General features: G+C 57.4%; 26 protein-coding genes. 14 read left to right on the plus strand and 12 right to left on the minus strand.

What is annotated here, in order from left to right; all coding sequences use genetic code 11:
• Positions 1-51 precede the first annotated feature (51 nt).
• Together IE089_RS02575 and IE089_RS02580 are read left to right on the plus strand one after the other, a co-directional pair.
• Positions 52-1107, plus strand: coding sequence for a 3-deoxy-7-phosphoheptulonate synthase (locus IE089_RS02575; protein WP_189474882.1), 1056 nt, complete (start codon positions 52-54; stop codon positions 1105-1107).
• A 102-nt stretch (positions 1108-1209) separates the two neighbouring features.
• The gene (locus IE089_RS02580; RefSeq protein ID WP_189474884.1) at positions 1210-2067 is read left to right on the plus strand and encodes an LLM class F420-dependent oxidoreductase; all 858 of its coding nucleotides are present in this window, start codon (positions 1210-1212) and stop codon (positions 2065-2067) included.
• 327 nt (positions 2068-2394) lie between these two features.
• On the opposite strand, the gene IE089_RS02585 is transcribed toward IE089_RS02580, so the two are convergent.
• From IE089_RS02585 to IE089_RS02595, 3 genes are all read right to left on the minus strand, one after another.
• Positions 2395-4701 carry a TonB-dependent receptor gene (locus IE089_RS02585; protein ID WP_189474886.1) on the minus strand — a complete coding sequence of 769 codons (2307 nt, stop codon included), beginning with the start codon at positions 4699-4701 and terminating at the stop codon, positions 2395-2397.
• A 312-nt stretch (positions 4702-5013) separates the two neighbouring features.
• Positions 5014-6108, minus strand: a complete 1095-nt coding sequence (locus IE089_RS02590) for an AI-2E family transporter (RefSeq protein ID WP_189474888.1) — start codon at positions 6106-6108, stop codon at positions 5014-5016.
• A gap of 72 nt (positions 6109-6180) precedes the next feature.
• Positions 6181-6849, minus strand: coding sequence for a potassium channel family protein (locus IE089_RS02595; protein WP_189474889.1), 669 nt, complete (start codon positions 6847-6849; stop codon positions 6181-6183).
• Positions 6850-6982: 133 nt separating this feature from the next.
• Between IE089_RS02595 and IE089_RS02600 the strand changes: the two genes are divergently transcribed.
• Positions 6983-8701: a mechanosensitive ion channel family protein gene (locus IE089_RS02600; protein ID WP_189474890.1), complete on the plus strand. Its 1719-nt coding sequence runs from the start codon at positions 6983-6985 to the stop codon at positions 8699-8701.
• Here the strand turns inward: IE089_RS02600 and IE089_RS02605 are convergent.
• On the minus strand, positions 8698-9726 hold the full coding sequence (locus tag IE089_RS02605) for a DUF481 domain-containing protein (protein ID WP_189474891.1): 1029 nt from the start codon (positions 9724-9726) through the stop codon (positions 8698-8700). The two genes, IE089_RS02600 and IE089_RS02605, sit on opposite strands and share 4 nt — an antisense overlap.
• Before the next feature lie 232 nt (positions 9727-9958).
• Positions 9959-11143: a hydroxymethylglutaryl-CoA reductase gene (locus IE089_RS02610; protein ID WP_189474892.1), complete on the minus strand. Its 1185-nt coding sequence runs from the start codon at positions 11141-11143 to the stop codon at positions 9959-9961.
• Between the two features lie 305 nt (positions 11144-11448).
• Between IE089_RS02610 and IE089_RS02615 the strand changes: the two genes are divergently transcribed.
• From IE089_RS02615 to IE089_RS02625, 3 genes are read left to right on the plus strand one after another with little or no spacing between them, the layout of a single operon-like run.
• Complete coding sequence (locus IE089_RS02615; protein ID WP_189474893.1) at positions 11449-12597, plus strand: sulfotransferase family protein; 1149 nt, start codon at positions 11449-11451, stop codon at positions 12595-12597.
• 21 nt (positions 12598-12618) lie between these two features.
• The gene (locus IE089_RS02620; RefSeq protein ID WP_189474895.1) at positions 12619-13722 is read left to right on the plus strand and encodes a DUF1214 domain-containing protein; all 1104 of its coding nucleotides are present in this window, start codon (positions 12619-12621) and stop codon (positions 13720-13722) included.
• Between the two features lie 60 nt (positions 13723-13782).
• Complete coding sequence (locus IE089_RS02625) at positions 13783-15000, plus strand: PQQ-dependent sugar dehydrogenase (RefSeq protein WP_189474897.1); 1218 nt, start codon at positions 13783-13785, stop codon at positions 14998-15000.
• On the opposite strand, the gene IE089_RS02630 is transcribed toward IE089_RS02625, so the two are convergent.
• Positions 14981-16426: a serine hydrolase domain-containing protein gene (locus IE089_RS02630; protein ID WP_189474899.1), complete on the minus strand. Its 1446-nt coding sequence runs from the start codon at positions 16424-16426 to the stop codon at positions 14981-14983. The two genes, IE089_RS02625 and IE089_RS02630, sit on opposite strands and share 20 nt — an antisense overlap.
• 82 nt (positions 16427-16508) lie before the next feature.
• Positions 16509-17087: a peptide-methionine (S)-S-oxide reductase MsrA gene (msrA, locus tag IE089_RS02635; RefSeq protein WP_189474901.1), complete on the minus strand. Its 579-nt coding sequence runs from the start codon at positions 17085-17087 to the stop codon at positions 16509-16511.
• 63 nt (positions 17088-17150) lie between these two features.
• Between msrA and IE089_RS02640 the strand changes: the two genes are divergently transcribed.
• Positions 17151-18239, plus strand: a complete 1089-nt coding sequence (locus tag IE089_RS02640) for a T6SS phospholipase effector Tle1-like catalytic domain-containing protein (RefSeq protein ID WP_229802544.1) — start codon at positions 17151-17153, stop codon at positions 18237-18239.
• A 110-nt stretch (positions 18240-18349) separates the two neighbouring features.
• A complete protein-coding gene (locus IE089_RS02645; protein ID WP_189474903.1) occupies positions 18350-18559 on the plus strand; it encodes a hypothetical protein in 210 nt (69 codons plus the stop codon).
• Between the two features lie 71 nt (positions 18560-18630).
• On the opposite strand, the gene IE089_RS02650 is transcribed toward IE089_RS02645, so the two are convergent.
• Together IE089_RS02650 and IE089_RS02655 are read right to left on the minus strand one after the other, a co-directional pair.
• A complete protein-coding gene (locus IE089_RS02650; protein ID WP_189474905.1) occupies positions 18631-19002 on the minus strand; it encodes a VOC family protein in 372 nt (123 codons plus the stop codon).
• An 86-nt stretch (positions 19003-19088) separates the two neighbouring features.
• Complete coding sequence (locus tag IE089_RS02655) at positions 19089-19598, minus strand: DUF427 domain-containing protein (RefSeq protein WP_189474907.1); 510 nt, start codon at positions 19596-19598, stop codon at positions 19089-19091.
• Positions 19599-19734: 136 nt separating this feature from the next.
• Here IE089_RS02655 and IE089_RS02660 point away from each other — a divergent pair, with 136 nt between their 5' ends.
• Both IE089_RS02660 and IE089_RS02665 read left to right on the plus strand, forming a co-directional pair.
• Positions 19735-20232, plus strand: coding sequence for an SRPBCC domain-containing protein (locus IE089_RS02660; RefSeq protein ID WP_189474909.1), 498 nt, complete (start codon positions 19735-19737; stop codon positions 20230-20232).
• A complete protein-coding gene (locus tag IE089_RS02665) occupies positions 20229-21044 on the plus strand; it encodes an enoyl-CoA hydratase/isomerase family protein (protein ID WP_189474910.1) in 816 nt (271 codons plus the stop codon). Before IE089_RS02660 ends, IE089_RS02665 begins: the two co-directional genes overlap by 4 nt.
• A gap of 2 nt (positions 21045-21046) precedes the next feature.
• Here IE089_RS02665 and IE089_RS02670 read toward each other — a convergent pair whose 3' ends face one another.
• Positions 21047-21823: a glucose 1-dehydrogenase gene (locus IE089_RS02670; protein WP_189474911.1), complete on the minus strand. Its 777-nt coding sequence runs from the start codon at positions 21821-21823 to the stop codon at positions 21047-21049.
• A gap of 3 nt (positions 21824-21826) precedes the next feature.
• Positions 21827-22609 (minus strand): SDR family NAD(P)-dependent oxidoreductase, encoded by a 783-nt coding sequence (locus IE089_RS02675; RefSeq protein ID WP_189474912.1) that lies wholly within the window; start codon positions 22607-22609, stop codon positions 21827-21829.
• 136 nt (positions 22610-22745) lie between these two features.
• On the opposite strand from IE089_RS02675, the gene IE089_RS15750 reads away from it, so the two are divergent.
• From IE089_RS15750 to IE089_RS15625, 3 genes are all read left to right on the plus strand, one after another.
• Positions 22746-23147 (plus strand): enoyl-CoA hydratase-related protein, encoded by a 402-nt coding sequence (locus tag IE089_RS15750; RefSeq protein ID WP_268247972.1) that lies wholly within the window; start codon positions 22746-22748, stop codon positions 23145-23147.
• A 64-nt stretch (positions 23148-23211) separates the two neighbouring features.
• Positions 23212-23391, plus strand: a complete 180-nt coding sequence (locus IE089_RS15755) for an enoyl-CoA hydratase-related protein (RefSeq protein WP_268247974.1) — start codon at positions 23212-23214, stop codon at positions 23389-23391.
• 3 nt (positions 23392-23394) lie between these two features.
• Positions 23395-23616: a hypothetical protein gene (locus IE089_RS15625; RefSeq protein WP_229802545.1), complete on the plus strand. Its 222-nt coding sequence runs from the start codon at positions 23395-23397 to the stop codon at positions 23614-23616.
• Positions 23617-23636: 20 nt separating this feature from the next.
• Here IE089_RS15625 and IE089_RS02685 read toward each other — a convergent pair whose 3' ends face one another.
• Positions 23637-25685, minus strand: a complete 2049-nt coding sequence (locus tag IE089_RS02685) for a S9 family peptidase (protein ID WP_189474913.1) — start codon at positions 25683-25685, stop codon at positions 23637-23639.
• Positions 25686-25905: 220 nt separating this feature from the next.
• Here IE089_RS02685 and IE089_RS02690 point away from each other — a divergent pair, with 220 nt between their 5' ends.
• Positions 25906-26739 (plus strand): SDR family NAD(P)-dependent oxidoreductase, encoded by an 834-nt coding sequence (locus IE089_RS02690; protein WP_189474915.1) that lies wholly within the window; start codon positions 25906-25908, stop codon positions 26737-26739.
• The last annotated feature ends 33 nt before the right edge of the window (positions 26740-26772 follow it).

The following is a 26772-nucleotide window of genomic DNA, read 5'->3' on the forward strand; positions in this document are numbered from 1 at the left end:
CGCGCCCGCCGCGGCCTTGTCCCCGGAGTAGAACTGTTGAGAGCGCGACTAATGCTATTGAACACTGATGACCTGAGAATCCAGAAAACCAACGAGTTGATCTCGCCGGAGCAACTGATCGGCGAGATTGCCGTGAGCGATGAGGCAGCAGCAACCGTGTCGGCGGCGCGTCAGACCATTCATCGAATTTTGACTGGCGAGGACCCTCGCCTACTGGTCATCGTAGGCCCTTGTTCGATTCACGACCCCGACGCCGCCCGTGACTATGCGGCGCGCTTGAAGGAGGCGGCTGCCAGACACGCGCAGAACCTGTTTGTCGTTATGCGCGTGTATTTTGAAAAGCCCCGAACTACCGTGGGTTGGAAAGGACTGATTAATGATCCTGATCTCAACAATACATTTCAGATTAACAAGGGGCTGCACCTTGCGCGGCAACTGCTGTTGGATCTGGCGGACATGGGCCTGCCGGCGGGGACGGAGTATCTGGATCTGATCAGTCCGCAGTATTACGCCGACCTGATCTCCTGGGGTGCCATTGGTGCCCGTACAACCGAGAGCCAGACCCACCGTGAACTGTCGTCCGGCTTGTCTTGTCCCGTGGGCTTCAAGAATGCGACCGACGGTGATATCCAGATTGCGATCGATGCCATTAAGTCCGCGTCTCAACCGCATCACTTTCTGTCAGTGACGAAGCAAGGTGGCTCGGCCATCTTTCAGACAACAGGGAATGAGGACTGCCACATCATCCTGCGCGGTGGAAAGCACCCCAACTACGATATGTTTTCCGTTGATGATGCCAGCGCCATGCTCACAGGTGCAGGCTTACCCGCGCGCATTATGATCGATGCCAGTCACGCGAACAGCCGCAAGATTCCCGCGCGCCAGATTGACGTCGCGAGCGATATCGCGACCCAGGTAGCCCGTGGCAGTCGCGCTATTTTTGGCGTTATGTTGGAGAGTAATCTGGTGGAAGGGCGCCAGAACGTGGTGGCGGGGCAGCCTCTTACCTACGGGCAGAGCATCACCGACCCGTGCATCAACTGGATAGACACCGAAGGTGTTCTCGCCGAGTTGTCGCAGGCCGCGGCACAGCGGAACGGCCGCTAGCGGTCACCATACTAAACCAGTGACCACCGGCTCCGGTGGTCCGCTGGTCGCCTGCGTCCCCGCGCGGTAGCGTTGCTGCAAACGATAATAGGGGAACACACCATGCACCTGGGCTTCAGTTCGATGAACACCGCCGATGATCCGGCGCCGGGCCTGCTGGCCAAAACGCTGGAAGACGCGGGGTTTGAATCCCTGTGGTACGGCGAACACAGTCATATTCCCATGTCCCGTCGAACGCCGTATCCGGCCGGGGGTGAGCTGCCCGAACCTTACAAGAAAATGATGGACCCCTACATCTCGCTGATGGCGGCGGCAGCGGCCACCAGCACCTTGAAAGTGGGCACCGGTATTGCGCTGTTAATGGAGCGGGAGCTGTTCTCCCAGGCGAAAACCATTGGGACTTTGGACAGACTGTCCAATGGACGGGTGCTCATTGGCTGCGGTGTCGGGTGGAACGAGGAAGAGTTTGAAAACGCTACCTCACTGCCCTGGAAGCGCCGCTACCTGGCACTCAAGGAAACGGTTGCAGCGCAGCGCGCCCTGTTCACTGACGAGGCGCCGGAGTACCACGGTGAGCTCGTCGACTTCGACAAAGTCTGGTTTGAACCCAAGCCGGTGCAGGCCGGTGGCCCGCCGGTTATTTTCGGTGCAATGGGCCCATTAGGGGTCAGGCACACGGCACAGTGGGCCGATGGCTGGATGCCGGTTGACGTAGCGATGGGCGATATACCGGCGAGCATCGCTGATTTCCGACGGCAAGTGGAAGAGTTCGGTCGTGACCCGGATGCTGTGGAGATCACGCTGGTGGTTATGGCTCCCGTGACCGCGGATTTGCTCAAGTCTTATCGGGATATGGGTATACACCGCTGCAACATTGGTGTGGGCATGGAGAACTGGGATAAGCCCGAGATCGTCATGCCCATGATTGAGAACTTCGCCAAGCTGATTCCCGAATTATAGCGTCACTGCTTACGGGCACGCTCGCGCGCTGCGGTCATCTGGTCGAGGCTGGTCAACATTTCCACGATGTGTCTGTCCTCGTTAAGAATACTAGTCTTACAGACGTCAAGCACCAGAGCCTGCGCTTAAGAGTCGTCCAGTTGCCCATAAAACAACCAGTCTGTGAGAAGCGCCGCCAGACGCAGATGTGGGCCGAATGTCGGAGTCGCGGTTTGACAGGTCGGGTAGGGTGAGGTGTTGGGAGCAGCATTCCCCCGCGCATAAGCAGAGGACAATAAAAAAGGGCGACCGAAGCCGCCCTTGTCTCAGTCGTAGGAGAAACCTCAACTAGCCTCCACCAAAGCGGTACTTCAATGTCACACCGTAAGTGGCTTGATCGCCGCGCGTGACTCGGTAGCCCTCTGAAGGGAGCGGTCCACCTACCGCAGCCGCAAAGTCGATAGAGCCGTTGTCACGATTACGTGAACCCTCCTGTAGATACTCCTCATCGAAGATGTTCTTGCCCCATAACATAACTTCCCAGCTCTCGTCAGCAGCGGTTATGCCGATCATGGCATTGATCAAGGTGTAGTCATCTGCCTTGAGGTCGGGATCAAGATCGGGGAAGAAAAAAAGCTCGTCGCGGTAAGCGACCTCACCACGAACCCACCAGGTAATGCCGTTACTAAAGCTATCTGTCCAAGTAGCGTTGATGTTGGCCGTCCACGGGCTGTTGTAGTTGAGATCTGCGCCAGATAGATCCTGGGTGCCGGTAACGGGATCACAGGCCTCGCGCTGATACTGCGCGCGTAAACACTCTGCATCTGCAAAGTCATCCCAGGTGGCATCGATATAGGCTAAATTGCCGTCGACCAGTAGATTCTCAGTCGCCAGCCACTGGAAATCAGTTTCTACCCCCCAAATCTCCGCAGAAGCCGCGTTCAGGATGGTATTGCCGATACCTTCTTCGTCCTGAACCTCGACCTGGTAGTCGTCATACGTCTGGTAAAAGAGCGCACCGCTCCAGTTGAAGGTCCCCCCAAATCGGCCCTTGAAGCCCACCTCGAAATTATCAGCAATCTCTGAATCAAAAGGGGCTGGGCAGAAGGGCTCGCCGTTATCTCCATCTTTACAGACGTCATGGCCGCCGGCTTTGAAGCCGCGGTCCCATCCTGCGTAAACAGAGAGGTCGTCGGTCAGGTAATAATTGGCTTTGAGTGTGCCGGTGACCTCGCTCCATTTGTCTTTCTGGCTGGGGATGTCATCAGCCCATTGGGTAGTAGGTACAAACGGTGAGTTCAAGTCTGCGATTGGTCCCACGCCAAGCAGTTGGCCTTTGATATCGTCTTTTTCGACTTCAGACCAACGCAAGCCGAAGGTCAATTCCAGTCTATCTGACACCGTCCAAATGTTGTGGTTGAAGATCGCGATTTCTTCATTGGTTTCTCTAATATCCGAAAGGCCTGCAGACTTGATGATCAAGGGCCCTGTCGGAAGAGGGAAAACACCAATAGCCTGCGAGAAAGGCGTATAGTTGTCTAGCTCTGTATCACCATAGAAGACACCTATCAGAGAGGACCAATCGTCAGACTCGTAGCTTAGTCGGAGCTCCTGGGTGAAACTTTCTGTGTCCAGCTCGTTGATGAAGTCGTTCAGGAAATAGGGACCGTATGTGGTGTCTGCTGTCTTAAACCCGTCAGGTGTTAGCTCACGCCCGTCCGCAATGAATTCCCAATCCTGCCACCCTGTTACGGAGGTTAAAGACCATTCGTCGTTCAGCATCCATTCCACGTTTAGGTAAACAAACTCGGTGGTGGCATCTCGCTCAGGAGGGTTGCTGTGGTCGGTTATATCATCGTAAGGATCAATCACGTTGAGCAGCGAGTTATCAGGATTTAGGCTGGCATCCAGCGTCTGATAGAGGTCACCGTACTCCTGCGCAACCGCTGTCGCACCTACCACGGTGCTGTCATGAAATTCGTAGCTGAGGATCGCGCTGAAATCAGCGCTGGGTTCGAACAAGACCCTGATCCGCCCGCCATCTTTGTCGTACTCGCCTTCCTCGCCGCCGGTGATGATGTTGTCCACCGTGGCGTCGCGCTCATTGTGATAGTAGCTTCCTCTGATAGCGAAGGTATCGCCCAGCGGCAGGTTGCCACCTACGCGGTACTCGGCGAGGCCGAGATTGCCAAAGTTACCTTCGATATAGCCGTCGACACCTGCCGTGTCAGGGCGACGTGTGGTCATCGCGATAGCCCCGGAAGATACCTCACGGCCGAACAGCGTTGACTGTGGTCCCTTCAATATCTCTATCCGCTCGATGTCCGACAGGTTGTTAAACGCTGTTTCAATTGATGCCAAGGGGACATCGTCGATGAAAATACCAACGGAGGGTCGGATCGCAGGTGCAAACGAGTTATTCCCAACACCGCGGATACGAATAATACCGCCAAAACCATCCTGGCCGCCGTTGATATTGACGCCTGAAGTGATCTTACCCAGATCCGTGAAATTGGTTGTGTTGGTTTGTTCCAGCATCTCCGCTGAAATAGCCGCCACGGAGGCAGGTACGTCCTGGATCGTTTGCTGCCGTTTCTGCGCTGTCACGATGACTTCTTCCAGCATTTGCTGTTGGCCAAAAGCCGGTGATGCCATGACTAGCGCTGATGCGATTGCGGTCCTGCGCAGGACGCGCGGAGTGAGTCGTGGATAACCCATACAGTACACCTCGTTGTTATAATAGAGATCGTGCGTGACGCGATTCTTCCCTGACCGGTTCACACGTATTCGTTATTTTCTCTTATACCCACCGGGGTGCTCTGGTGGGCATCTCTACCTCTGATAATACCGATTTGGCGGTCGGTGTAAATTTAATCAGGGGGGGGATTGTGGCGAGGAGGGGCCGCGCGCCGCGCAATGCCCCCGTGGTATATCAGGCTGTACCTCGTGCACAGCCTACGATGGACCTTACTGCTGGGGTTGCTGGTCCAGCCAGAGTACGAACAACTTATACAGGATAGAGAGTACGACGGCACCGGCAAACAGACCAATAATACCAGACGCGACCATGCCCCCGATGGCACCGATCAGGATCACTGGCATGGGTATATCCACGCCGCGACCCATCAGAATGGGTTTGAGGACATTGTCACTGGCGCCAGCCAGTAGTGACCAGACAGTGAAGATGATCGCGGGTGTTGTGTCGTAGGCAGAGAATGCGTAAGCAATGATGGGTAGCACCACAATCAGTGCGGGTAATTGGGCAATAGCAAGGAACAGTACGACGGCCGTCCAGATGGGCGCGCCCGGAATGCCCATGACCACAAAGCCGATGCCTACCAATATCGCCTGAATGACAGCGACACCTATGACTCCCTTGAGTACGGAGCGCACTGTCGCCACGGCCAGGGAGGCCCATTCGCCACCCGGCTGCAGCCCCCCCACACGCACGAAGAACCGGTGTGCCAGGCGTGCGCAACTCTCAGCATAGGCCATAAACCCGCCTGCGACGGCGATCGATACGACAAAGAGCAATACACCAGCGAGGCTGTTACCCACACGCTTCAGTAAGCCAGAAGTGTATTCCTGTATTTGCGGTGCCGACTTCAGCAGGACAGATTCCAGGTCCGCATTGGCGGAAGCCCAAGCGCTATAAAGCTTCTCGCCTACAAGAGGTAACTCGGCAATTTTGGGGGAGGGCGGCGGCACCTGCAGGGTGCCGTCCTGAATGGCAGTACTCAAGCCCTTCACGCTACCCATCAGCGCTTCTGTCACCTGCCAAGTCGGGATCACCAGCGCTAATATGAACAGCAGGCTCACCAGAGTCGCTGAGAGGCCCCGTTTGCCGCCCAGCTTTCCTTCAAGCCACTTCACAAGAGGGAAGGCGGCGATGCCAATAATCGCGCCCCAAATAATGGGTACGGTGAACGGCTTGATGATGTCGTAGGACATCGATAGCAGTATCAGCAGCAAACCAATACGCAGGAAGGACTCCACCATGTTGCGCACAAACAGCGGGTCGAAGGGGGCGCTCTGCTGCCCCTCGGGGGTCTCATTACTCATTGCGTGCTATTCCTGTAGATGCTGAAACATCGCAGTCTTATTAGATGTAATGACTATGAGTGTGCGACTCACTCAGTCGTCTTGTTCCCGTGAATTCGCCCTGGCGCCGACCATGGTGGCGACAACGACCGCCATATAAAACGCACCCGAGATTGCGGCCAGTATAGTCACCACCTGCGAAATAGGTTCAGCCGGGCTTATATCCCCATAGCCCAGACTGGTCATCGTCACGAAACTGAAATATACGGCAATGGAAAAGTTGTCGGCATAGTCCTGCGCCTCGATGCCGCGGAAGGCGTCGGGCGAGAAATGGAGAATGATCAGGAAGACGGTAGACCACACCAGGCCGATAAGCAGGTACATGGCCAGGGCGCCTACCATGATATTACGATCAATGCGTTTGCCTGACAGCAACACCCGGCGTGCGGCAAACCAGGATTCACCCAGGTAAAAGACTAAAAGAATAAGCAGGCTTGGGAGTGTGCGATCAAAAAGTCCTGTCGATTCTGCGCCAGCCACTGTTGCGATCCAGGCTACGACCAGGAACATCACGAAGCGGCGCCACTGGGTGCCGAAGTTGAGGCTCATGAAGGCAACGATAAAGGTGCCAAGGATAATGATATTCAGGAAGGTGTGCCCCATGCCGCCGGGCAATTCTTCCTGAATCGCTGCTGCGACCAGTAGCACGATCAATGCCATGGTCAGATAAATAAAGTTGTTCTTCTCGTGTATCTGAAGCATTGTCTCCGAGCCCTTCTGGCTGACAACTTAACGCTATTGAAACACAGCGAGCGTGCTTTCTCCTATGTCGAGTTGCCCGGTTCAGGCGCCCGCCTGTGCTATCCTCACTCCACCAGTTCAAGGCCGTCAATTCATGCGTTACCGAGTTAGCCGAAGTCAGTCCCTAAGCGCCGTTGCTCAAGCTTTCTTGCTGCTGCTTGCCCTGCTTACCGGCGCGAGCGTGTACGCGGAGAAGGCTGTTGATGAATCAGAAATTAATGAGCGCGTACAGCAACTGGATCGCACCATTGAGCGCGCCGGACTGTTGCAGAGTGAGTTGGACGTTGCCATACCGGCCGACAAGACTGCCCTTGAGTATCGCCTCGATGAGACATCGATTGAGGCCCTGAGGCTCATAGACCAGATTTCGGTGGGCATGGCGCAACTGCCCGAGGGCAATATCACACGTAACGCTTTGATGGAGCGATTCAGTGGGGGGCTGTTGGGGCTTGAGACAGCCCTGTTTGAGCGCCTCGAGAATCTCAACAAACGTATCCAGGATGCGGAGAGCATATTCATTGAGAGCAGTGGTACCGACCGAGTAGCCTCCCAGGCGTTCAGCTTTAATCTGAGAACCCTGCGTGTTCGCTACTACGGCGCTCTGGTCGACGTCATACACAGCCGCGAGGCGCTGGCGCTGGGTGTGGATGACTTGGAGCGTGTTGTTGGCCAGCGGTTACGACAGGAGGCGGAGCGCTCGGTGGCGCGCGTCGAATTGGCCGCTGCCGCATTTGCCGAGGTCAATCGCAGGCTCTCCGCAGGTACCGGCAACGCAGACCTGAGCTCGGCGCTCAGTCAACTCAAGATTAATCGTGATTTTCATCTGTCTATTCTGAGTGCGCTGGTTGACCAGATGGACCGTCTCGACTTGAATGTCGCCTCCTATCGCACGGTGATTGTGCGTGAAAGCAATATTGTCTCAGTGGGTTTGTTTGAGCAGGGTGTGCTCAGCCAAATGCTGACGGAAGGCTGGGCTAATCTGCGAGATGCCATCGTCAAAGGGGCGCCTGATACCATTTTGCAGCTTCTCATCTTTGTCATCATTCTGCTGGTTTTCCGATTGATTTCGCGTGTCACCAAGCGGGGCGTTGAGGCCGCGCTCGAACGCTCGAATACAAAGATGTCTGCCTTGCTCAAGGATATCCTGATCTCCGGTGTCGGCGGCACGATTATGATCTTCGGCATCATGGTCGCCCTGTCCCAGATAGGCATCACGTTGGGCCCAATGCTGGCTGGCTTGGGTGTTGCGGGTTTCATTGTGGGCTTTGCGTTGCAGGACACCTTGGGCAACTTCGCCTCTGGCGCGATGATTCTGATTTACCGCCCCTACGATGTGGACGACTTTGTCGAGGTCAACGGAGCGGCCGGCCTGGTGAAAAAAATGAACCTGGTGTCTACCACCATTGTCACTTTTGATAACCAGACTCTGGTTATTCCCAATAGCAAAATCTGGGGCGATGTAATCAAGAACGTCACACACCAGCGCGTTCGTCGCGTGGATATGGAGTTCGGTATCAGCTACGGCGACGACATCGAGCATGCCGAGCGCGTCCTGAAGGAAGTGCTCGACGAGCACGATTTGATTCTGCCCAAGCCGGAGCCTCTTATTGTGGTGAACAGTCTGGGCGACTCCTCAGTCAATATCGCAGTGCGCCCCTGGGTGCGCACTGAAGACTATTGGAAGGTGTATTGGGCGCTGACCAAGCAGGTAAAGATGCGCTTCGACAAAGAGGGTATCTCGATTCCCTTCCCACAGCGCGATGTGCATCACTACTCAGAGGACAAGAACAAGTACACGGGCGAGCGCGTCTAATACTCCCAGCCTATGCCCGTGGATACGCCGTAGTCGACTTGGTTGCCACTATCGGCCTTGTTATCGTAGGTTGCCCAAGCTGACACATCCCAGAACAAATCTTCGATGATCTCCCAGCGTATGCGAATGTCTGTGTTACTGCGCACACGCCCGGACTCCGTAAGGCTAGGGAACAAGGCGCCGGTCAGCGCAATGTCCATCTCCGGCGTATCGAACTGCCAGATGGCATACTCGCTGGAGATGAACAGTTCCAGCGATTGATCAGTGCCACTGGACTCTACCTGGCGCTCGGTCAGCGCCTGCAAACCAAAAGCGCCGCTGAATCGGTGGCGGTTGTTGTCGATAAAATATCGACCCAGCCCGGCGCCGACGGTGACGCGCCGGTCCAGACCCAATTCGTCGTTGTATTCCAGGTTGCCATAGAACAACCGGTACAGGCGTGCCCTGTCTGTCCACACCCGTCGTGCCAAGTCCACTCTGCCGCTGCTGGTGTCCTCATCCAGTGTGTTGGTGTTAACAACACGGCTGGTGAGCGAGGTCCGACTGTTCTCGTTCTCGTAGCCGATCTCGGTGTTGAAGGTGATCGACTGAACCGAACTGGCTTTGGTGTAGTTGTAGTTGGCCGACAAATAGACGTCGAGTCTATCTATCCACCGCTCCTCAATGGGGCGCAGTTCAACAATCGCGAGGCTATCTACAGAGTGGTCACCGTAGAGGTCTTCTACAACCAGCTCGCCGGGTCGGGTGTCGGAGTTCATTGTGCCGTAGTGACGTCGACCGTCACTGAGTCGTATTTCGTAGTTGTACTTGCTTTCCAGGCGCGCGATCTCTTGCCACTCGATTTTTAGGGTGCCCATGGCATCCGTGGACAGTTCGAGAATGCCGCCGAAGAGGGATTTGATCTCACCGGTAACGGTGTCACCGTTGTAGAGCGTAACGACATCTGTTTTGCGGCTAACGGCCTGTGCGGGCATGGCCAATGGCACGAGTAACAGGCCGGCCAGCAGAATTCTGATTATTTTCACCGAGTGCTCCAGCTTTGCCTCACAGCAGTTGATACAACGATCGCCCTAGCAGGATTTATAGCTACCGTGCAGCGTTGTGTCCTTGCAGTATAAGCTAGCCTGAGTGCTTCCAAAATGAGAGTAGCAGGCATTGGATAACACGTGACGAAACCTGTGCGACGTTGTATCGCCGGGAACTTGCGTGCTGGTTGAGGGGGGCGGGCTTTACGCCAGCCCCGAAACAGCATCATGGTTATCGATTGCGGCCTAATTTTTCGTGCGCGTCTACCCACTCATTAGTGCCCGTCTCTTTGTCGGTCCGCGTGGCGGACACAAGAGAAAGTTCGCCAGCAACCACCAGGCCAGCGGCAATCTCCAGCAGCTTGTAAGCCTTGCCCTTTCCATAACACCCCATGAGTTCCAGACATTCGCGCTGCGTGGCAAGGCCGGTGCCGCCGCCAAAGGTCGCCATGATGAGGGCGGGCAAGGTAATGGAATAGTACAGATCCCCCGCCTTGGTGACGTAGCTATAAACGCTGCATTGATTGGCCTCGCCAATATTGGCCATGTCCTGCCCAGTGGCCATGAACAGTGCGGCCAAACCATTCGCTGGGTGTGCGGCATTATTCGAGGCGCCACTCATGTAGGCCGCGAGGGTGTTAATACCATGGCTGTTGCGTAATTGCTCGGGTGTGGTTCGAAGTACGTTCTCGAGCACGGTCTTCGGCAGGGTTATCTCGGCAGTTACTTTCCGGCCGCGTCCCTTGAGCGAGTTGACGAAGGAGGTTTTCTTCTCCGTGTCCAGACCACCGGACAAGCCATAAGTGCGCAGCTTGGGATAGTTGGCTCGAATCCACTCGCATACAACAAACGTCGCCTTGCCAGTCATGTTCTGACCTGCAGCGTCGCCGGTGGAGTAATCGAAGCGCGTAAACACCATGTTGTGGTTGGGGTAGATCTCGATCTCCAGCAGCTTGCCGACCGAGGTTGTCGATTCAGCTTTCGCCTTCAACAGTTCGAAGTTGTCTCGCAGCCACTGGGCGAAATCACGACCGTCCCGGGCATTCTTAAACATGAAAACAGGGGCGCGCTGCATCGCTTCGCTCACCACGGTGGTTGTTACGCCGCCGGCTTCGCGAATCACGCGCATGCCGCGGTTATAACTGGCAACCAAAGTGCCTTCTATCGTGGCCATGGGTACGTAGAACTCGCCCTGTGCGTGTTCGCCATTCACCACCAATGGGCCGGCAACCCCGATGGGAAGTTGCGCCACGCCAAACAGGTGCTCACAGTTACCTTCCATTGAAGCCGGGTCGAAGGAAAAGTGTTTGGTGTGCTTGAGTTGAGCGCCGGACTTCCCTTCCAGGAAACGCTGGCGTTCCTCGATCATGGCGTCGGTGTAGTCGTTGTCGCTGCTGCGGGGTATTTTCGCGCTCATGGGAGTTTCCATTGATACGGTTGAGTCCGACACACCATAGCGACCCCGCTGAATGCAGTAAACCGCAGAACTGCGGCGTGCCCCCCGACAAAGGAGTTTAGTCGGCTTGGCGATAGATGAGGCAGATGCGACGCTGGCACCCGGTGGACTCGATCGTTTGCCGCTTGCCGCACGGTTCTGCCAGTTGAACCTGAGAGGGCAAACTCACGACCGCAGCACCGTATAAAAGCTAATTGCCGTTGCTGATGTTGTGGCGCCAGTGGCAGCGGTCTAGTCTCGACAGTTTTACGGAGACGGGGATAGGCGTGACACTGGTCGTAGAAGAGCTACTGGCAGCAGCCCGTGATGAGACGGGCTTATCGAATTTTGGCGATAACGGCTTTGTGGAGCCGCTGCAGCGCCTGGTCGATGCACTGAACACTGAGGCCCGAATGAATGATTTTGGTCGCATGCGTGCACAGATGACCCTCAATGCTGGCCTCACAAACCGTCTCAAGATTGAAGACTATATCGACGCCCATCCGCAGGTGCTCGAGCAGTCGATAGAGCGGCCGGTATTTATTGTGGGTTTACCGCGCACGGGCACTACTGCGCTGCATCATATGCTCAATGCGGATAGATCGAACCTCACCCTACGCCTGTGGGCGGCCCAGAACCCGGTCCCCCCGCCCGAAGCGGCCACCTATGAGACTGACCCGCGTATCGAGCAGCAGCGTCAGGGCGTGGCCCTCACGGAACAGTTCCTACCGGGCTTCCTGACCACGCACTTGCTTGAGGCTGAGGCCCCCGACGAGTGCTACATGCTGCTCAACCGTAATTTTATGTCGGTGGAGTATTCTGCCCTCTATCACATCCCCAGCTATGCCGATTGGCTCTACGCCAACCTGGTGAAGGCGGGCAGTTACGACTATCACAAGCGCCAGCTTCAGCTGCTGCAGTCGGCCAATCCGGGCAAGTGGGTACTCAAGGCGCCTTACCACCAGTTGGGTCTGCGTGAGATTCTTCGTCTGTACCCGGATGCCATCATTGTGCAGACCCACCGAGCGCCCGAAAGCTTCGTCGCCTCGGGGTGCAGTTTCAGTGAGCTGCTGCGCCGCAGCGGCAGCGACGCTATTGATAAGCATGAGATTGGCCGGGACTGGATGACCATGCTGCGCATTTATACGCAAACGTTTGAGTCGGATAGGGCGGAACTGGAGCCCCAGCACCCCGGTCAGTTCCTCGATATCTGCCATGATGATTTTGTTGCAGATCCGTGGCCGCACATTGAGGCGGTGTATGGCGCGCGCGGCGATCAACTGACATCTGAAGCTCGCGCTGGTATGCAGGCGTGGCTGGACGGGAATCCCAAAGGTAAACACGGCAAGCATGAGTATACGCTGGCAGAGTACGGTATCAGTGAGGATGAGGTGGATGAGCTGTTTGCCAGTTACAGTGAGCGCTATGGGCTCTAGAAGACGCGTGAGGAAAAAGTGATGAGTGATACAACGTCAGAACAACGAGTGATGGATGGGCGCGCCTGGGAGGAGTTTTGTGACGGCCTCAAAGAAGCGGGACAGCTGGTGTTCAGGGAGCAGGCGCCGGCCAATGCGTTTGACCGTGCGGAGGGTTATCGCTACCTGGCGCGGATGACGCGCGCAGGCCTTGAAAGCTTTCTAGAGGCAGGCGACCCCGGTTTCCCTGACCTGCGTTGCCCGGTTCACGAGACGATCAAGATGGGCGCCGACAATCCCGACAACTACTACCAGAGTGCACCCATTGATCCCGAATACGATTACAAAATAACGGGAACGCGCGGCACCGTGGACTACCTGGGATTTGGCACCGTGATTAACCGCTACAGCTCGGGTGGCGGCATGAAGACTGACGGTTTCCTCGACTCTCGCGAGATAGATCTGGGTGAGGGGGGTGAGATTGAGATCATCGTCAGCCAACAAGAGCAGCCCGGGAACTGGTTGCGTATGGGGCCGGAAACCAACGCCATCAATGTCCGGCAAACCTTTCAGGACAGACGCAAGGAGCGTCGTGCGGAGATCAAGATTCAACGCATAGGTGCTGAAAATGAGCGCCCGGCGCCACTTACGCCTGAGAAGCTCGACAAGGCGTTGCAGGGCACTGTGCAGTTCCTGAAAAACACAACCGGGTTGTTCGCGGGTTGGGCAGAAGGCTTTTTGCCGACAACTAACGAAGTGGCACCGGCAGATCAGGGCTTTTGCCAGGCTATCGGTGGCGATCCCAACATTTACTACTTCCACAGTGCCTGGTCACTGGCTGATGACGAAGCGCTGGTGATCGACGCGCCTGACATCCCCGATTGTCAGACCTGGAATTTCGTGCTGCAGAACTGGTGGATGGAGTCGCTGGATTATCGACACCACACCGTACATTACAACACGCACACGGCCAAGTATCGCCAGGACGGTGCCGTGCGCATCGTGGTTGCCCATCAGCAGCCGCCTGGCGACGATAACTGGGTGGAAACAGCGGGTCATAATCGCGGTACCCTGTGCTGGCGATGGATAGGCGCTGAGCGTCATCCGCCGGTGAACGCCAAGGTGGTGAAGTTCAGCGAGCTTTGATCCGCCGGGTAAGTTGGCGGCGTATTGATCATCGCTACCAAACCCTGCCCAGAGGACTGTATGAATAAGCAACATTACGCCGCATTGAGCCTGGTCGCGGCCTTTGCCATGAACCCGATAATCTCGCTGGCCGAAGAGGACGAGGCCAGCACTTCCGAGGAGGAATCCAAACCCGCCGCTGAAGCCAAGGTGGGCTATTTTCCCTTGGAGGTGGACCCTCGGGAATTCCTCTCGACGATTCAGTTGCCTGAGGGCTTCAACATCAGCATTTATCGCGACGGTATTGAAGCCGCGCGCTCGCTCGCCGTCAGCGACAGCGGCGCCGTGTTTGTGGGTAGTCGCACAAACAGGAAGCGGGAGCGTATCGGTAAAGTCTACGCCGTAACGCCCGGCGAAACTCCCGCCGTAGGCGGAGACGTGAAGGTGATAGCCTCAGACTTAAACGTGCCCAATGGCGTTGCATTGCGCAACGGCGATCTGTACGTGGCAGAGATACACCGCGTTATCCGAATGGATGCCATCGAGAACAATCTGGATTCGCCACCCGAGCCCGTGGTGATCAATGACAGCTTCCCGGAAGAGTTTCACCACGGCTGGAAGTACCTGCGTTTTGGTCCTGATGACAGATTGTATGTGCCCATCGGTGCGCCCTGTAACATCTGCGAGCCCGAAGCCCGTCAGGGCACCATCGTCTCACTGGCCGCCGATGGCACGGATGAACAAGTACATGCCTATGGCGTGCGTAACTCGGTCGGTTTCGACTGGGACCCGGCAACCGGAGACTTCTGGTTTACCGATAACGGCAGGGATCTCTGGGGGGACGACACACCGCCGGAAGAGTTGAACCACGCCCCGGTGGCTGGCGCCCACTTTGGTTATCCATACCGCTATGGCGCGGCGCTTGTCGATGACAGCTTTGATACGGAGCTGACTGACGAGGCGTTCACCGGTGCCGCACTGGAGTTTCCGGCACACAATGCGTTATTGGGCATGCACTTCTACACCGCACAGCAGTTCCCCGCTGACTATCACGGCGACATTTTCATCGCCTCGCACGGTTCCTGGAACCGCGAGCAGCCCGATGGTTACAAGCTGTTCAGGGTGCGTATGGCTGACGGTGAAGCGGTTGCCTGGGAAGAGTTCGCCACCGGTTGGCTGACGGAAGAGGGCAAGTTTTGGGGCCGTCCCACGGATGTGGCCATCGGAGCGGACGGCGCCCTGTTGGTGTCAGACGATTTCAATAATTTGATCTATCGCATCAGCTACGGGGATTCGTAACAGGCGGGAACGCCTTGACCACCTCGCGCAGCAAATCCCAGCGGTCAAACCCCTGTTTGCCGTAGTCTAGGCCCCGTCGCACGATCACCAGTTCGTGTGACGGCGCCACGATCACGAACTGCCCGCGGTTGCCCGCAGTGCTGTAGGCGTCGCCGGGTACCTCAGCCTTGCGCTCATCAGGCACCAGCCACCACTGGCCGCCATAGTCGTTGCCGCGCACCGCAGATGCGGGTGCTGGTGTGCGTGAGAATTCGATCCATTCCTCGGATATTAGCTGCTCTCCCTGCCATTTACCCTGGTTGAGATAGAGCAGGCCGAAGCGCGCCAGATCGCGCGCATTGGTATACACCTGGCTGGAAAAAATAAAGTCGCCGAATCGGTCTGTGCTGGCCAGCGTATTGTGCATGCCGATCTTGTCGAAAAGCGCCATACGCGGATAGTCGAGATACGCCTGGCCTGAGCCCAGCGCGCGCTTTAGTGCGCCCACGGCCAGCAGCGTGTCGTAATTCTCATAGTCCCAGAAGGTACCGGGCTGCGTGATAAGCCCTCTGTCGCGCATGTCTTTCTCAGAGCTGGCACCGGCCCAGTAGGAAAGGTCGGATCCGGTGGCGTACTCCATGTTAAAGCTGTCGATAGGGTATAAGCCGCTGCTCATGTTCAGGGCATGGCGCAGGGTGATGGCATCACGGGGGTCCGGTGCGTCGTGAGGTAGCGCGGGCAGCCATGTCTCGCCCAGCGACTCATCCAGTGCCAGGTTGCCTGCGTCTACCTGCATACCGATCAAGGTCGCCACTATGCTTTTGGCAGTGGACCAGGTGCGCGTGCGTGTCGTCATATCGACGCCGTCGGCATAGCGCTCGTACACCAGTTTGCCCCGGTGCACGATCAGCAGACTGAGGGTGTCTTGCTCATCGGTGTCGCGCTCAAAGGCCCAGTCCGCTGCGGCGGAGAGCGCCTGGGCTGATACATCGGCATCCGGCGCGATATCGCCGGTGAGGTCACCCTCGGGCCAGGGAATGCTTGCGGCTGCGGGCGATGTCGCTGGTACCACCAGTTCTGGCAACGAGCCGATGTCGGCCTCGCTCATATCCGGTGCCATAACGACACAGCCGATGCCTTCTCTGAATGCTGCACCGATGGCAACACCATCGTCGCCACCACCTACGTTGACGTAGCCTAGCTTTGTATCCACCCGGTAGTTGCCGCCCTTGGCTGTGCCGACTACCTTGCCCGCCAGGTAGGCCAACTCCTGCGCAAATACCTGATCCAGTGAACGCTTGGACGTGAACAAGCCGTTGCAGGTCAGCACCGCCTGCACCCCGTTGCGAATCATTTGCCGGTTGGCGCCGAAGTAGTCGTAATCCTCGGCGTGTGCGAGCGGCACGCCAATCGTCAGGGCGCAGAGTAGGGGAGCGACGAGGCGCATGGGAGTCTCCTTGACAGTGAGGTGTTGGCTGGAGGCACCCTACCATGCGGGTGGGGGCGCGCCCGGCGATACGATGTTGGTTCTAGTGAGTGGCGTCGTCGCCCCAGATGACTTTGAGGCGCTGATCGCGACCGCAATTCCAGCGGTAGTATTTGTAGCGAACAGGGTTCTTCAGGTAGTAGTCCTGGTGGTATTCCTCCACCGGCCAGAACCGGCTGGCAGGTAGAATCTCTGTGACCACGGCCTGGTCCGGGAAGCGTGTTTTAACCGCTTCAAGTGACTGCTTAGCCAGATCGGCCTGGGATTCGCCCTCGACGAAAATAGCCGCCTTGTACTCAAAACCTTTATCGCAGAACTGTCCGCGATCGTCGAAGGGATCGATATTGACCCAGTAATGATCCAGCAGTTGCTGGTAGGTAACTACCGCGGGATCGTAGGTGATCAGTACGGCCTCGTAGTGGCCCTGGTGATTGCCGTTATAGGTCGGGTTCGCGAGTGTGCCGCCTGTGAAGCCCGAAATAACATCGATCACGCCGTCCATGTCCTGGTAGTCACTCTCCATACACCAGAAGCAACCGCCGGCGAAGACCGCCGTTGCCTGCTCTGCCTGCGTTTGGCCGCAAAGCAGCAGTGCGGTCACGAGAATAAGGATTTTTTGCATGTGTCTGTGTCCTGGTTAAGTGGGTCTGTGAGACCACGTCGGTTCGCAACGGTTCACCGCGGCGTGCCAGATGACTGTCTATACTGCCATCAATACAAAGCAGATCAGGCCTGTGGTACGGCAAACATTATCATTTGCGCCGATGGCACATGGAACCGTCCGGAAGAAGATCTGGAGCGCGACTTTCCCACCAATGTACTCAAGTTATCCCGCGCCGTCAGACCGGCCAAGGCCTCGTGCCAGCAACAGGTGTTTTATGACTGGGGACTGGGCTCCTATCACGCGCAGGCCGTGGCGGGAGCGACCGGGCGGGGCATTCATAAGAACATTCTGGATGGCTACCGGTATCTGGTGCAGAACTGCGCGCCCGGGGACCGCATTTTCCTGGTTGGCTTCAGTCGCGGCGCATACACCGTGCGCGCCCTGTGCGGGCTGATTAATAACTGCGGCATTCTCAAGCGCACCGAGGCCCGGCGTGTCGAGCAGGCCTTCGCGCTCTACAAGAGCCCCTCCCAGGCCAACCACCCAGAAGGTGAGCGCGCAGTGGAGTTTCGCCGCCAGTACGCGCATCGAAGCCGCAAGGTCGCCTTTGTCGGGGTTTGGGATACTGTCGGCGCATTGGGCATACCCTTTAGCCTTATGGGGCTGCTGGATCGGCACGATGAGTTCTATGACACCAAACTCGGTCGCAACGTTGAGGTTGCCAGGCATGCACTGGCTATAGATGAGCAGCGCGAAGACTTTGAGCCGACGCTGTGGAGCGCACGCAGCGGCATGGACATCAAGCAAATGTGGTTCGCTGGCGTACACAGCGATGTTGGAGGCTCATACGGCCCCGATGATTCCGGCAATGAGGCCTCAGATGCACCGCTGGCCTGGATGCTGGATGAGGCCAGGGCACAGGGCTTGCAGTTGGAATCACACATTCGGGACGGCTTGACCGATGGGGCCGCCGGCGCCTTGCATCGCTCCAGGCGACACGTATACCGATTGCGCAAACCCCTGCACAGGCCGCTGCAGGTCCAAGGTTGTGAACTGTTGATTCATCCCAGTGCGCGCGCCCGCTACGAGCAGGACCCCGGTTACCGCCCCAAGAAACTGAAGGCGCTACTGGAGCAGGCCAGTTGGTCTGAATTGCCCGTGAGGGGTTAGTGAGCGCTGCTCCTGAATGAGCCGGAATTGCTGCCCAATTGAGCAAGAGCGAGCAAAATGATGCGCTTTGCTGTATGATGGTGGATTTTCACCAGCAGTAAGGCAGTTTTATGGCCGCAAAGCCACAACGAGCTCCGCTCACCCGCAAGTCCTCTTCCAAGAAGAAACAGCCCGCCGCAGTAGAAACCTCAGAATCGATTGATGAGCAGGTTCAGGCGTTCCTGAAGTCCGGCAAGAAAATTGAAGTGATCGAGTCAGGCATCAGCGCTCAACCGACTCTTGCTAAGCCCAAGTCGGCCCCTGTTCGCGAAGGCCGCTAACACCCTAACTCACTGTTCAAGTGCATCGGCACGGGAGGCGAAAGCGCTCCCGTGACCGAGTGTGCGCGCCCTTAACCGAACTGGTAGAAGGCGATCTTGTTGCCGTCTGCGTCGCGCACATAGGCGCCGTAGAACATGTCCGGGATACGTTGTCCGGGTTCGCCATCGCAGCTGGCGCCCAGCGCTATCGCCTTGTGGTAAAGCGTATCGACCATCTCCTTTGAACCTGGGTTGATGGCGACCATATTGCCGTTACCCGGGTGCGGCGCATCCTCGTCGTAGGGAACGCAAACGGCCAGCATGGGGCTATCCATTCCTGCACCGATGAATGCGATGCGGTCCATGTCGATCAATACCGACGCCCCCAGATCTGCCAGCAGGTCTGAATAGAAGGCCTTCGCCCTCTCCATATTCGTAACGCCCAATGTCACGTATCCAATCATGTGTGTGTCCTCAGTACAGGGTTGTGGTTGAACGCCCGGCCGTATGGCGGGCGATGGGTTATCTTAGAGTCAGTTGAAATTGCCGATTACCAGTGGTTAGTGCCTGGCTCGCCTTTAAAGGGGCCGGCTATGGCATCGGTGACCCACCCGCCATAGAAGCCGCCCGGTTGCGCTCTCACCGTTTCGCCATTGACCGTGCAGTGTAGCCTGCCGGGGTAAAAGGAGAGGTAGCCCGCCAGGTCCGAAAAAGCGGGTGTGGGATCGATGTAGGTCCAGGCAATCACTTCACCATCGCCGTCCGTCAATGCGAAATAACTGGCGGCCCCTTTCCATTCGCACCAGGAGCTCCCGGCGACCTCTGTGAGCGCGGCCATGACGATATCATCTGGCGGAATGTAGATGGTAGGGGGCGAGGCGGTTTCGAGTACACGCACACTGCGGCCGGTATCTGCGATGAGGGTGTGCGCACTCATCACGCGAACCCTGTGGTCACTGGCAACCAATGCAGGTGGGCGCGGGTAGTCCCAAACAGATTCCTGATGGGGCTTTGGCTCATCGGCAAAAGCCGGCCGCTGCTGCCCATGGTATTGCCACATACGATTATCTCCTATGCGCAAGCATCACCTTGCAATTCAAGCTGTCGTACCAGACCGCTCTGCGGCCGCACGATCGCTTGCAGTGCCGCTCGTGTGTTAGAGAATACGCATACGACCACCGCGGGAGATCAGTAGGATGATCACAGACAGCACAGTGAGCTCGGACGAGATTCTTATTCATGCACCTATTAAACTGGTTTGGGAAATCCTCGTTGATTTTGGCAACTATCGCGCCTGGAATGATTTCTGCCCGAAGTGTGAAGCCGAATTGACGCTGGGATCGCCCATTACCATGCAGGTGGATCTGGGTTTTGGGCTGCAGGAACAGGTGGAATACATCTGCCGAATCGAGCCACCGAGGGCCATTGCCTGGAAGATGAACACCCAGCCGGGCGACCCCGTGCACGCCCTGAGAACGCAGACACTGGAAGCTGTGGATGATGCGACTACCCGCTATGTGTCCATCGATGAGTTTTCCGGTGAGGGCGTACCTATGATGATGGAGACGCTGGGTGCTGCCGTTGAAACGGGTTTCAACCAGTGCGGCTATGGGCTCAAGAAGTACAGCGAACAGCGGTACGCGGCACAGGCCGCTGAAGGCTCAGCGAAGACATCGGAAGGGGAGAAGCAATGAGTGCGCAAACCACACACCAAGATGAGGTGCTGTTGATAGAGGCCCACGATGATGTTGAGTGGGTAACCATGAATCGTCCTCAGGCCGCGAATGCCATGAACGAGGCGCTGATTGTGGCCTTGTTAGAATACTTCGAGGGGTTGCGACACCGTCAAGGCGTTCGCATTGTTGTGTTGCGCGCCAATGGAAAACACTTCTGCGCCGGCGCGGATCTGAGCGGCGGTGCCTTCGACGATGAGAGCCGCAGTCCTCACAACGTGTGGCGGGCCCAGCGGCAGATTAGCGATATTTATCGCGCAATGCGCCGATGCCCTCAACCCATCATCGCATTGGTGCAGGGCGCTGCCTGCGGCGGGGGGTTCAGCCTGGCGCTGGCATCGGATATCCGCATCGCTGCTGAGAGCGCGAAGATGAATGCGGCCTTCATCAAGATTGGTCTTACCGGCGCCGACATGGGCAGCAGTTATTTTTTGCCGCGACTGGTGGGCAGCGCCGTCGCCTCTGAACTGTTGCTGACCGGGCGTTTCATACATGCCCCGCGCGCACTGGCAACAGGACTGGTGTCGGAAGTAGTCCCGGCTGATACGCTGGCGCACGCGGCACAGTCCTATATTGATGACATGCGACGCACATCCCCCATGGGGCTGCGCCTCACCAAAGAGGCGATTAATACCGCACTGGATGCCCCAGGCCTGGATGCGGCACTGGCGATGGAAGACCGCCACCAAACTTTGTTGATGATGACGGAAGACAGTCAGGAAGCTGCGCTGGCTTTCCTGGAGCAGCGAGAGCCTGCTTACCAGGAGAAGTAGCGCTAGTGGCAGGTAAAGCCGCCGTCGATCACCAGTTCTGAGCCGGTCATGTACTTCGATTCAGCGCTGGCAAGGAACAGGCAGCCGTTGGCGATATCCACGGGTTCACCCATGCCACCCAGTGGAACCTGCTCATCCAAGGCCTTTGCCATGGCGAGCTGCTCCTCTTCAGACACTTCGGCGAGTCCGTTTTCAAGCATCGGTGTCAGTATGAATCCCGGGTGCACCGAATTGACGCGGATGTTGTAGCCCTCGCGGGCGCAGTGCAGTGCGGCGGATTTGGTGAAAATACGTACGCCACCTTTACTGGCGTTATAGGCGGCAATGTTAGGTTCGCCAACGATGCCCTCTATGGATGAAATATTGATGATGGAGCCACCGGTGGATTTCATGCTGCGCACCGCGGCCTGTGTTCCCAGAAAAACCGCATCCAGGTTAACCGCCTGTGTTCGACGCCAGCTGGTCAGGTCGGCCTCTTCAACATTCCCGCGCTCCACAATGCCGGCATTGTTCACCAGCACATCCAACTTGCCATGGGCTTCGAGCATTTTTACCCGCAAGGCCTCCCATGCGGTCTCATCAGTCACGTCCTGATAGTGATGCTCGGCACTGTGTCCTGTCTGCACAATGTGCTCAGCTACAGATTTGGCGGCGTCCGCATTGATGTCAGTAACAATGACGTGTGCGCCTTCTTCGGCGAAGCGGATACAGGTGGCTTCCCCGAGGCCGGAGCCGCCGCCGGTGACCCAGGCGACCTTGCCTTGCAATCTACTGCCCATGACTTACTTTCCTTGTTGCAGAGTGTGATAACCGGTCAGCCTTGCTGCTAACCATTCCCTTGCTGACTCCCACAGCCAGCGATCCAGCAAGCTCCAGACGCGTGACTGGGCATCCATGAAGTATCCGGTGCCCCGTCCTGCGACAATTCGATCGATAGTGCCAGCCACATCCTCTGGCAGCACGGGAATATCGCCACTGCCACCCAATCCCAAAGCCGCCGCTTCGCCCATAGACGTTTTCACAATGGGCGGTTTAATGCAGCTGACCCGAATGCCGTGTTTGCGCCACTCCAGAGCCAGCGCCTCGGTGAAGCCGTTGACGTAAAACTTGCTGGCGCTGTACACCGCCAGCGTCGGTATGCCGTGTACGCTGGATACGGAGCAGAGGTTTACCAGCACCGAACCTGGCGTGGTTTTTAGCGCAGAGAATCCAGCTTGGGCAACCCGCGTGAGCCCCAATACGTTGATATTAATCATTCGCTGGCAGTCTGCGTCCGCCATATCGGCAAACTCGCCTGAGCTAAGCACCCCCGCATTGTTGATCAGTGCATCCATCCGGCCGCCGCTGTTTTGCATGAAGTGCTCAATCATGGCGCTTACCGAGTCAGTCTCTGTGACATCGCAATGCGCACCAAAACAATGGGACAGCGCCGGATCTTCAAGTACCGCAGCTACGGCTACCTGGTCGATATCGTAAAGGCCGACTCGCCACCCCAAGAGTGCAAAATGTTTCGCCGTTGCCAGGCCGATGCCGCCCACCGCGCCGGTGATTAATAGGGTTTTCATGCAAGCTGCTCCTGTGCTTTCTGTGCCGCCTGAGTGTAGCCCAGCCCGCGTTGCGTCACATCGTCCGCCAAAGAGGCAGATGCGGTTTGTCTGCGCCGGGTTTATGCTGCTGACCCGAGCCAATGATGGAGCACCGATGATGTTTGAAACGCTGCTGTATGCCGTGGAGGCGCGCGTCGCAACGATCACGCTTAACCGACCCGAACGCTTGAATGCGATCAATGATCAGCTCCCTGGCGAACTACGTTATGCAGTGGAGATGGCCGACGTCGATCCGGATGTCCACGTCATTGTGCTCACCGGTTCTGGCAAAAGGTTTTGCGGGGGCTACGACCTGGCACATTACGCCCAGCGTGAGGGTGAGATACCGGGCAGCCAGTCAATGCCATGGGATCCCACACTGGATTACCGCAGGATGTCCCGCAACACCGAGGATTTCATGAGTCTGTGGCGCTGCCACACACCGACGGTGTGTAAGATTCATGGCGCGGCATCCGCCGGTGGCAGCGACATAGCCCTGTGCTGTGATTTGATTTGATTGTGATGGCCGATGATGCACGCATCGGCTACCCACCTGCGCGCGTGTGGGGCATTCCACCACGATGATGTGGGTGTATCGACTGGGTCTGGAGAAGGCCAAACGCATGCTATTCACTGGTGACCTTGTTATAGGAAAAGAAGCTGCCGAGATGGGGCTTGTGCTCAAATCGGTACCCCGCGATGAACTGGACGCGGAAGTGGCTGCCCTCTGTGATCGCATCAAGGGCGTGCCGCGCAATTAATTGATGATGAGTAAGCTCAGCGTCAACCAGGCCTATGAGAATATGGGGCTGTCCAACGCGCAGATGATGGCGAATCTATTCGACGGCGTTGCGCGCCACTCTCCAGAGGGTCTGTGGTTCAGAGAGCGGGCGCAGGAAGTCGGGTTCAAGCAAGCGGTGGCTGAGCGGGATTCCGGGGAACCCATTGCGCCGGAGGCCAGCAAGCGCCCGCTGCCCCCCGAATAACGCCGCAGCGTCAAGGTCGCTTATTGCGACCCTAACAGCGCTTCGCTGACGCCTGGCACCTCGCCGCTACCGGCCATGACTTTCAGGCTGGAGGCCGTGAAGGCATTGCCAATTGGCTGCGAGCGGCCGCCCAGGCACTGGGCCAGGAAGCTCTCGGTAATCGCATTGAAGGCCATATTGTTTTCTGGCTTCTGGAAGCCGTGACCCTCATCCGGGAACAGCACATACGTCACAGGAATGCCCTTGCCCTGCATCGCTTCAACAATCTGGTCGGACTCGGCCTGCTTCACCCGCGGGTCATTGGCGCCCTGTCCGATCAGCAGGGGTTTGCTGATGGCATCCACGTAGTTGATGGGTGAGCGCTCGTTCAACAGTGCCGCGCCTTCCGGTGTCTCCGGATCACCCACCGCCGCGATCAAAGTACGACGGAAGCCTTCCCAGTAAGGGGGAATGGAAGCGAGCAGGGTGTTCAGATTAGACGGGCCGACGATGTCCACACCGCAGGCAAAGGTATCGGGGGTGAAGGTCAGGCCCACCAGGGTGGCATAACCCCCGTAGCTGCCTCCCATGATGGCGACCTGGGATTTACGCGTGATGCGGCGCTTGGTCGCCCATTCAACGGCATCAATCAGGTCGTCATGCATCTTGCCAGCCCATTCCAGATTGCCGGCATTGGTAAATGCCTTGCCAAAGCCGGTAGAGCCCCGAAAGTTCACCTGTAAAACAGCGTAACCCCGGTTTGCCAGCCACTGTACGGTGGGCGAATAGCCCGCGCCGTCCCGTGCCCAGGGGCCACCATGTACCAGCAGGACCATGGGCACTGGCTGCTCAGGTCGGCCATTGCCGTCCGGGTCCGTGCCCAGGGGTAGTGTCAGGTATGACACCAGGTTTTTGCCGTCCCGACTCTCTATAAAGACATTGCGCTTGGCCGCCAGAGGCAAGCCTTCAAGGTCTTCGTAGGTTGTGAACAAGTCGGTCAGGGTTTGGGTGTCGCGGTCATACACGGCGTAGCGCGCCGCGGCATCGGAGGCCCCTACATAGACGGTCCACTTCTCGCCATCCAGCGTTGTGGACAATATGTCCACATCACCGCCGGCGGCGTCTTGCAGGATCTGGAAGTCGCGAATGTAGCGTCCGTCCTGCACCTCCCACTGGCGCTGGTGAATGGTCGCCGCCACAGCGATCAGTTCATGAGTGCGCGGGTGAATCAGCGCATCGCTGATATCGGCATTGTCGGACATCGCCAGTGTGTTGGCTTCGCCGGTCTCAATATTGATGCGCACCAGTGCTCCAGTGTCGCGGCCCCGACTGTCCAGGGCGTAAAAGCTGTTGTTATCAGCGCCAAAACCAACAATGCCGGTGGTGTAGTAGTCCTCGGCGGCAATCTCCATCAGGGGTTCCCAATCCTCGCCCTCGCGGGTGTAGAGGTTGGCCCCGCCGCTCTCGGTCTGCTCCTGGGCCAGACGCACCTGAAGGTCATTGTCGACGTAAACGGCGCTGAACCCTTCGTTCTGTAGCAGCAGTTCCCGCTTTCCAGACTGCAAGTCGACGCGGTAAATGTCGTGCCAGCGTTGGTCGCGGTCGTTCATGCCCACAATGACCACACCCGGGTGGTCCTCACTCTGCGCGATGACCTCCGCGCGCACACCGGGGTAGGGCGTGAGGTCCTTGATCTGGTTGGTTGCCAGGTTAATGCGGTACAGGTGAAAGTTCTCGTCGCCATTCTGGTCCTCGATGTACAGCACACTTTCGCTGTCCAGTGCCCAGAAGTGGCTGGGAACGCCGCGGCCTGTGTTGCGAGTGACCGGCCGGGCTGCGTTGATGTCGCCGGCCGGTGCGACCCAAATGTTCATCACACCGTCCAGGGGTGCCCGAAAGCTCATCATTTCACCGTTAGGGCTGAGTCTGCCCTGGAAACGGGTGGGGTTGCCGAACAGTATCTGGCGGTCGATCAATTCGATCTCGGGGGTGGTGGCAATCTCTTGTTCGGGCGGTGCGCTGGTACAAGCTGCAACGAGAATGGCGATGGCGGCTATCAGGCCCGCCAGGGCTGAGCGTTGATTGAGCATGCGTCGATCCTTATGGGAGTCGTATGTGGTCTGCGATAGGGCGAGATCTTTCGCCCACCGCCACTCATCATAGACCACCATCGAATCGCTGGCAGCACAGTGTGGGGCGATATTTCCCGAAAGCCGGTTCAACTAATCGTCGACAGTGCGTTGACCTGTTGTGTTGGCGCTTTTAGGGTCACTCTCTTGCCGCAGAATATTCGAGAAATAGAGATTTGCCATGAATGAGTTACAGGGAAAGACCGCCGTCATTACTGGTGCCGGCTCAGGTATCGGTGCGGGCATTGCCCAGGCTACTGCGGCCGCGGGTATGCGCGTTGTGGTTGCCGATATCGACACTGAACGCGCCCAGTCGGTGGCTGATGAGTTGAGTGCTGGTGGTGCAGAGGCAATTGCCGTGCAGGTGGATGTCAGTGATTTGGCATCAGTGACGGCACTGCGCGAGCAAGCCTATGAGGCGTTTAATGAAGTCCATCTTCTGTGTAACAACGCAGGTGTCTGGGTGGGCGCGATGATGGCGGACGCGGACATCAAGGACTGGCAATACCAGATCAACGTCAACCTCTATGGCGTTATTCACGGGGTTAAGACCTTTCTCCCCGATATGCTTGCCCGTGGCGAAGGTCACATCGTTAACACGGCCTCTTTGGGCGGGTTGATATCGGGACCGCCCGAAGGCCTCTACTGCACGACCAAGTTCGCAATTGTCGGCCTGTCCGAATCGCTGCTGATGGAGGTCGCTGATAAGGGTGTTGGGGTTTCGGTGCTGTGTCCCGGACTGGTGAACACCGATCTCATCACCCAGTCAGAAAAGGTTCGTCCGGCGGCGGTAGACCCCGGAGTGCGCCATGATCAGCCCGCGCCCGACGTGGCGGCGGGCTTGTCGCCGGCAGTCGTGGGCGAGCGCGTAGTGGACAGCGTAAAAGACAATAATTTCTACATCATTACCCACGATGATTACCGTGAAGTGATCGAGATGCGACACGCGGGCATCTTAGCTGCCGTGGATGATCATGCACGGCGCTACGGTTCTACCAGCGGCAGGACCTTCTGAATACCATTGCCTCGCTGCCCGGTTCGAACCGGG

This window comes from Parahalioglobus pacificus (assembly GCF_014652275.1).
GTDB classification, from domain to species: domain Bacteria; phylum Pseudomonadota; class Gammaproteobacteria; order Pseudomonadales; family Halieaceae; genus Parahalioglobus; species Parahalioglobus pacificus.

What these genes read in the sequence shown, in the direction of transcription:
- IE089_RS02645 (WP_189474903.1), top strand. Translation starts at nt 18,350, where the DNA reads ATGGCCGCAAAGCCACAACGAGCTCCGCTCACCCGCAAGTCCTCTTCC.
- IE089_RS02595 (WP_189474889.1), bottom strand. Translation starts at nt 6,849, where the DNA reads ATGCTTCAGATACACGAGAAGAACAACTTTATTTATCTGACCATGGCA.
- IE089_RS02670 (WP_189474911.1), bottom strand. Translation starts at nt 21,823, where the DNA reads ATGGGCAGTAGATTGCAAGGCAAGGTCGCCTGGGTCACCGGCGGCGGC.
- IE089_RS02650 (WP_189474905.1), bottom strand. Translation starts at nt 19,002, where the DNA reads ATGATTGGATACGTGACATTGGGCGTTACGAATATGGAGAGGGCGAAG.
- msrA (WP_189474901.1), bottom strand. Translation starts at nt 17,087, where the DNA reads ATGCAAAAAATCCTTATTCTCGTGACCGCACTGCTGCTTTGCGGCCAA.
- IE089_RS02625 (WP_189474897.1), top strand. Translation starts at nt 13,783, where the DNA reads ATGAATAAGCAACATTACGCCGCATTGAGCCTGGTCGCGGCCTTTGCC.
- IE089_RS02590 (WP_189474888.1), bottom strand. Translation starts at nt 6,108, where the DNA reads ATGAGTAATGAGACCCCCGAGGGGCAGCAGAGCGCCCCCTTCGACCCG.
- IE089_RS15625 (WP_229802545.1), top strand. Translation starts at nt 23,395, where the DNA reads ATGATGAGTAAGCTCAGCGTCAACCAGGCCTATGAGAATATGGGGCTG.
- IE089_RS02610 (WP_189474892.1), bottom strand. Translation starts at nt 11,143, where the DNA reads ATGAGCGCGAAAATACCCCGCAGCAGCGACAACGACTACACCGACGCC.
- IE089_RS02675 (WP_189474912.1), bottom strand. Translation starts at nt 22,609, where the DNA reads ATGAAAACCCTATTAATCACCGGCGCGGTGGGCGGCATCGGCCTGGCA.
- IE089_RS15750 (WP_268247972.1), top strand. Translation starts at nt 22,746, where the DNA reads ATGATGTTTGAAACGCTGCTGTATGCCGTGGAGGCGCGCGTCGCAACG.
- IE089_RS02685 (WP_189474913.1), bottom strand. Translation starts at nt 25,685, where the DNA reads ATGCTCAATCAACGCTCAGCCCTGGCGGGCCTGATAGCCGCCATCGCC.
- IE089_RS02620 (WP_189474895.1), top strand. Translation starts at nt 12,619, where the DNA reads ATGAGTGATACAACGTCAGAACAACGAGTGATGGATGGGCGCGCCTGG.
- IE089_RS02585 (WP_189474886.1), bottom strand. Translation starts at nt 4,701, where the DNA reads ATGGCATCACCGGCTTTTGGCCAACAGCAAATGCTGGAAGAAGTCATC.
- IE089_RS15755 (WP_268247974.1), top strand. Translation starts at nt 23,212, where the DNA reads ATGATGTGGGTGTATCGACTGGGTCTGGAGAAGGCCAAACGCATGCTA.
- IE089_RS02665 (WP_189474910.1), top strand. Translation starts at nt 20,229, where the DNA reads ATGAGTGCGCAAACCACACACCAAGATGAGGTGCTGTTGATAGAGGCC.
- IE089_RS02655 (WP_189474907.1), bottom strand. Translation starts at nt 19,598, where the DNA reads ATGTGGCAATACCATGGGCAGCAGCGGCCGGCTTTTGCCGATGAGCCA.
- IE089_RS02660 (WP_189474909.1), top strand. Translation starts at nt 19,735, where the DNA reads ATGATCACAGACAGCACAGTGAGCTCGGACGAGATTCTTATTCATGCA.
- IE089_RS02690 (WP_189474915.1), top strand. Translation starts at nt 25,906, where the DNA reads ATGAATGAGTTACAGGGAAAGACCGCCGTCATTACTGGTGCCGGCTCA.
- IE089_RS02580 (WP_189474884.1), top strand. Translation starts at nt 1,210, where the DNA reads ATGCACCTGGGCTTCAGTTCGATGAACACCGCCGATGATCCGGCGCCG.
- IE089_RS02575 (WP_189474882.1), top strand. Translation starts at nt 52, where the DNA reads ATGCTATTGAACACTGATGACCTGAGAATCCAGAAAACCAACGAGTTG.
- IE089_RS02630 (WP_189474899.1), bottom strand. Translation starts at nt 16,426, where the DNA reads ATGCGCCTCGTCGCTCCCCTACTCTGCGCCCTGACGATTGGCGTGCCG.
- IE089_RS02600 (WP_189474890.1), top strand. Translation starts at nt 6,983, where the DNA reads ATGCGTTACCGAGTTAGCCGAAGTCAGTCCCTAAGCGCCGTTGCTCAA.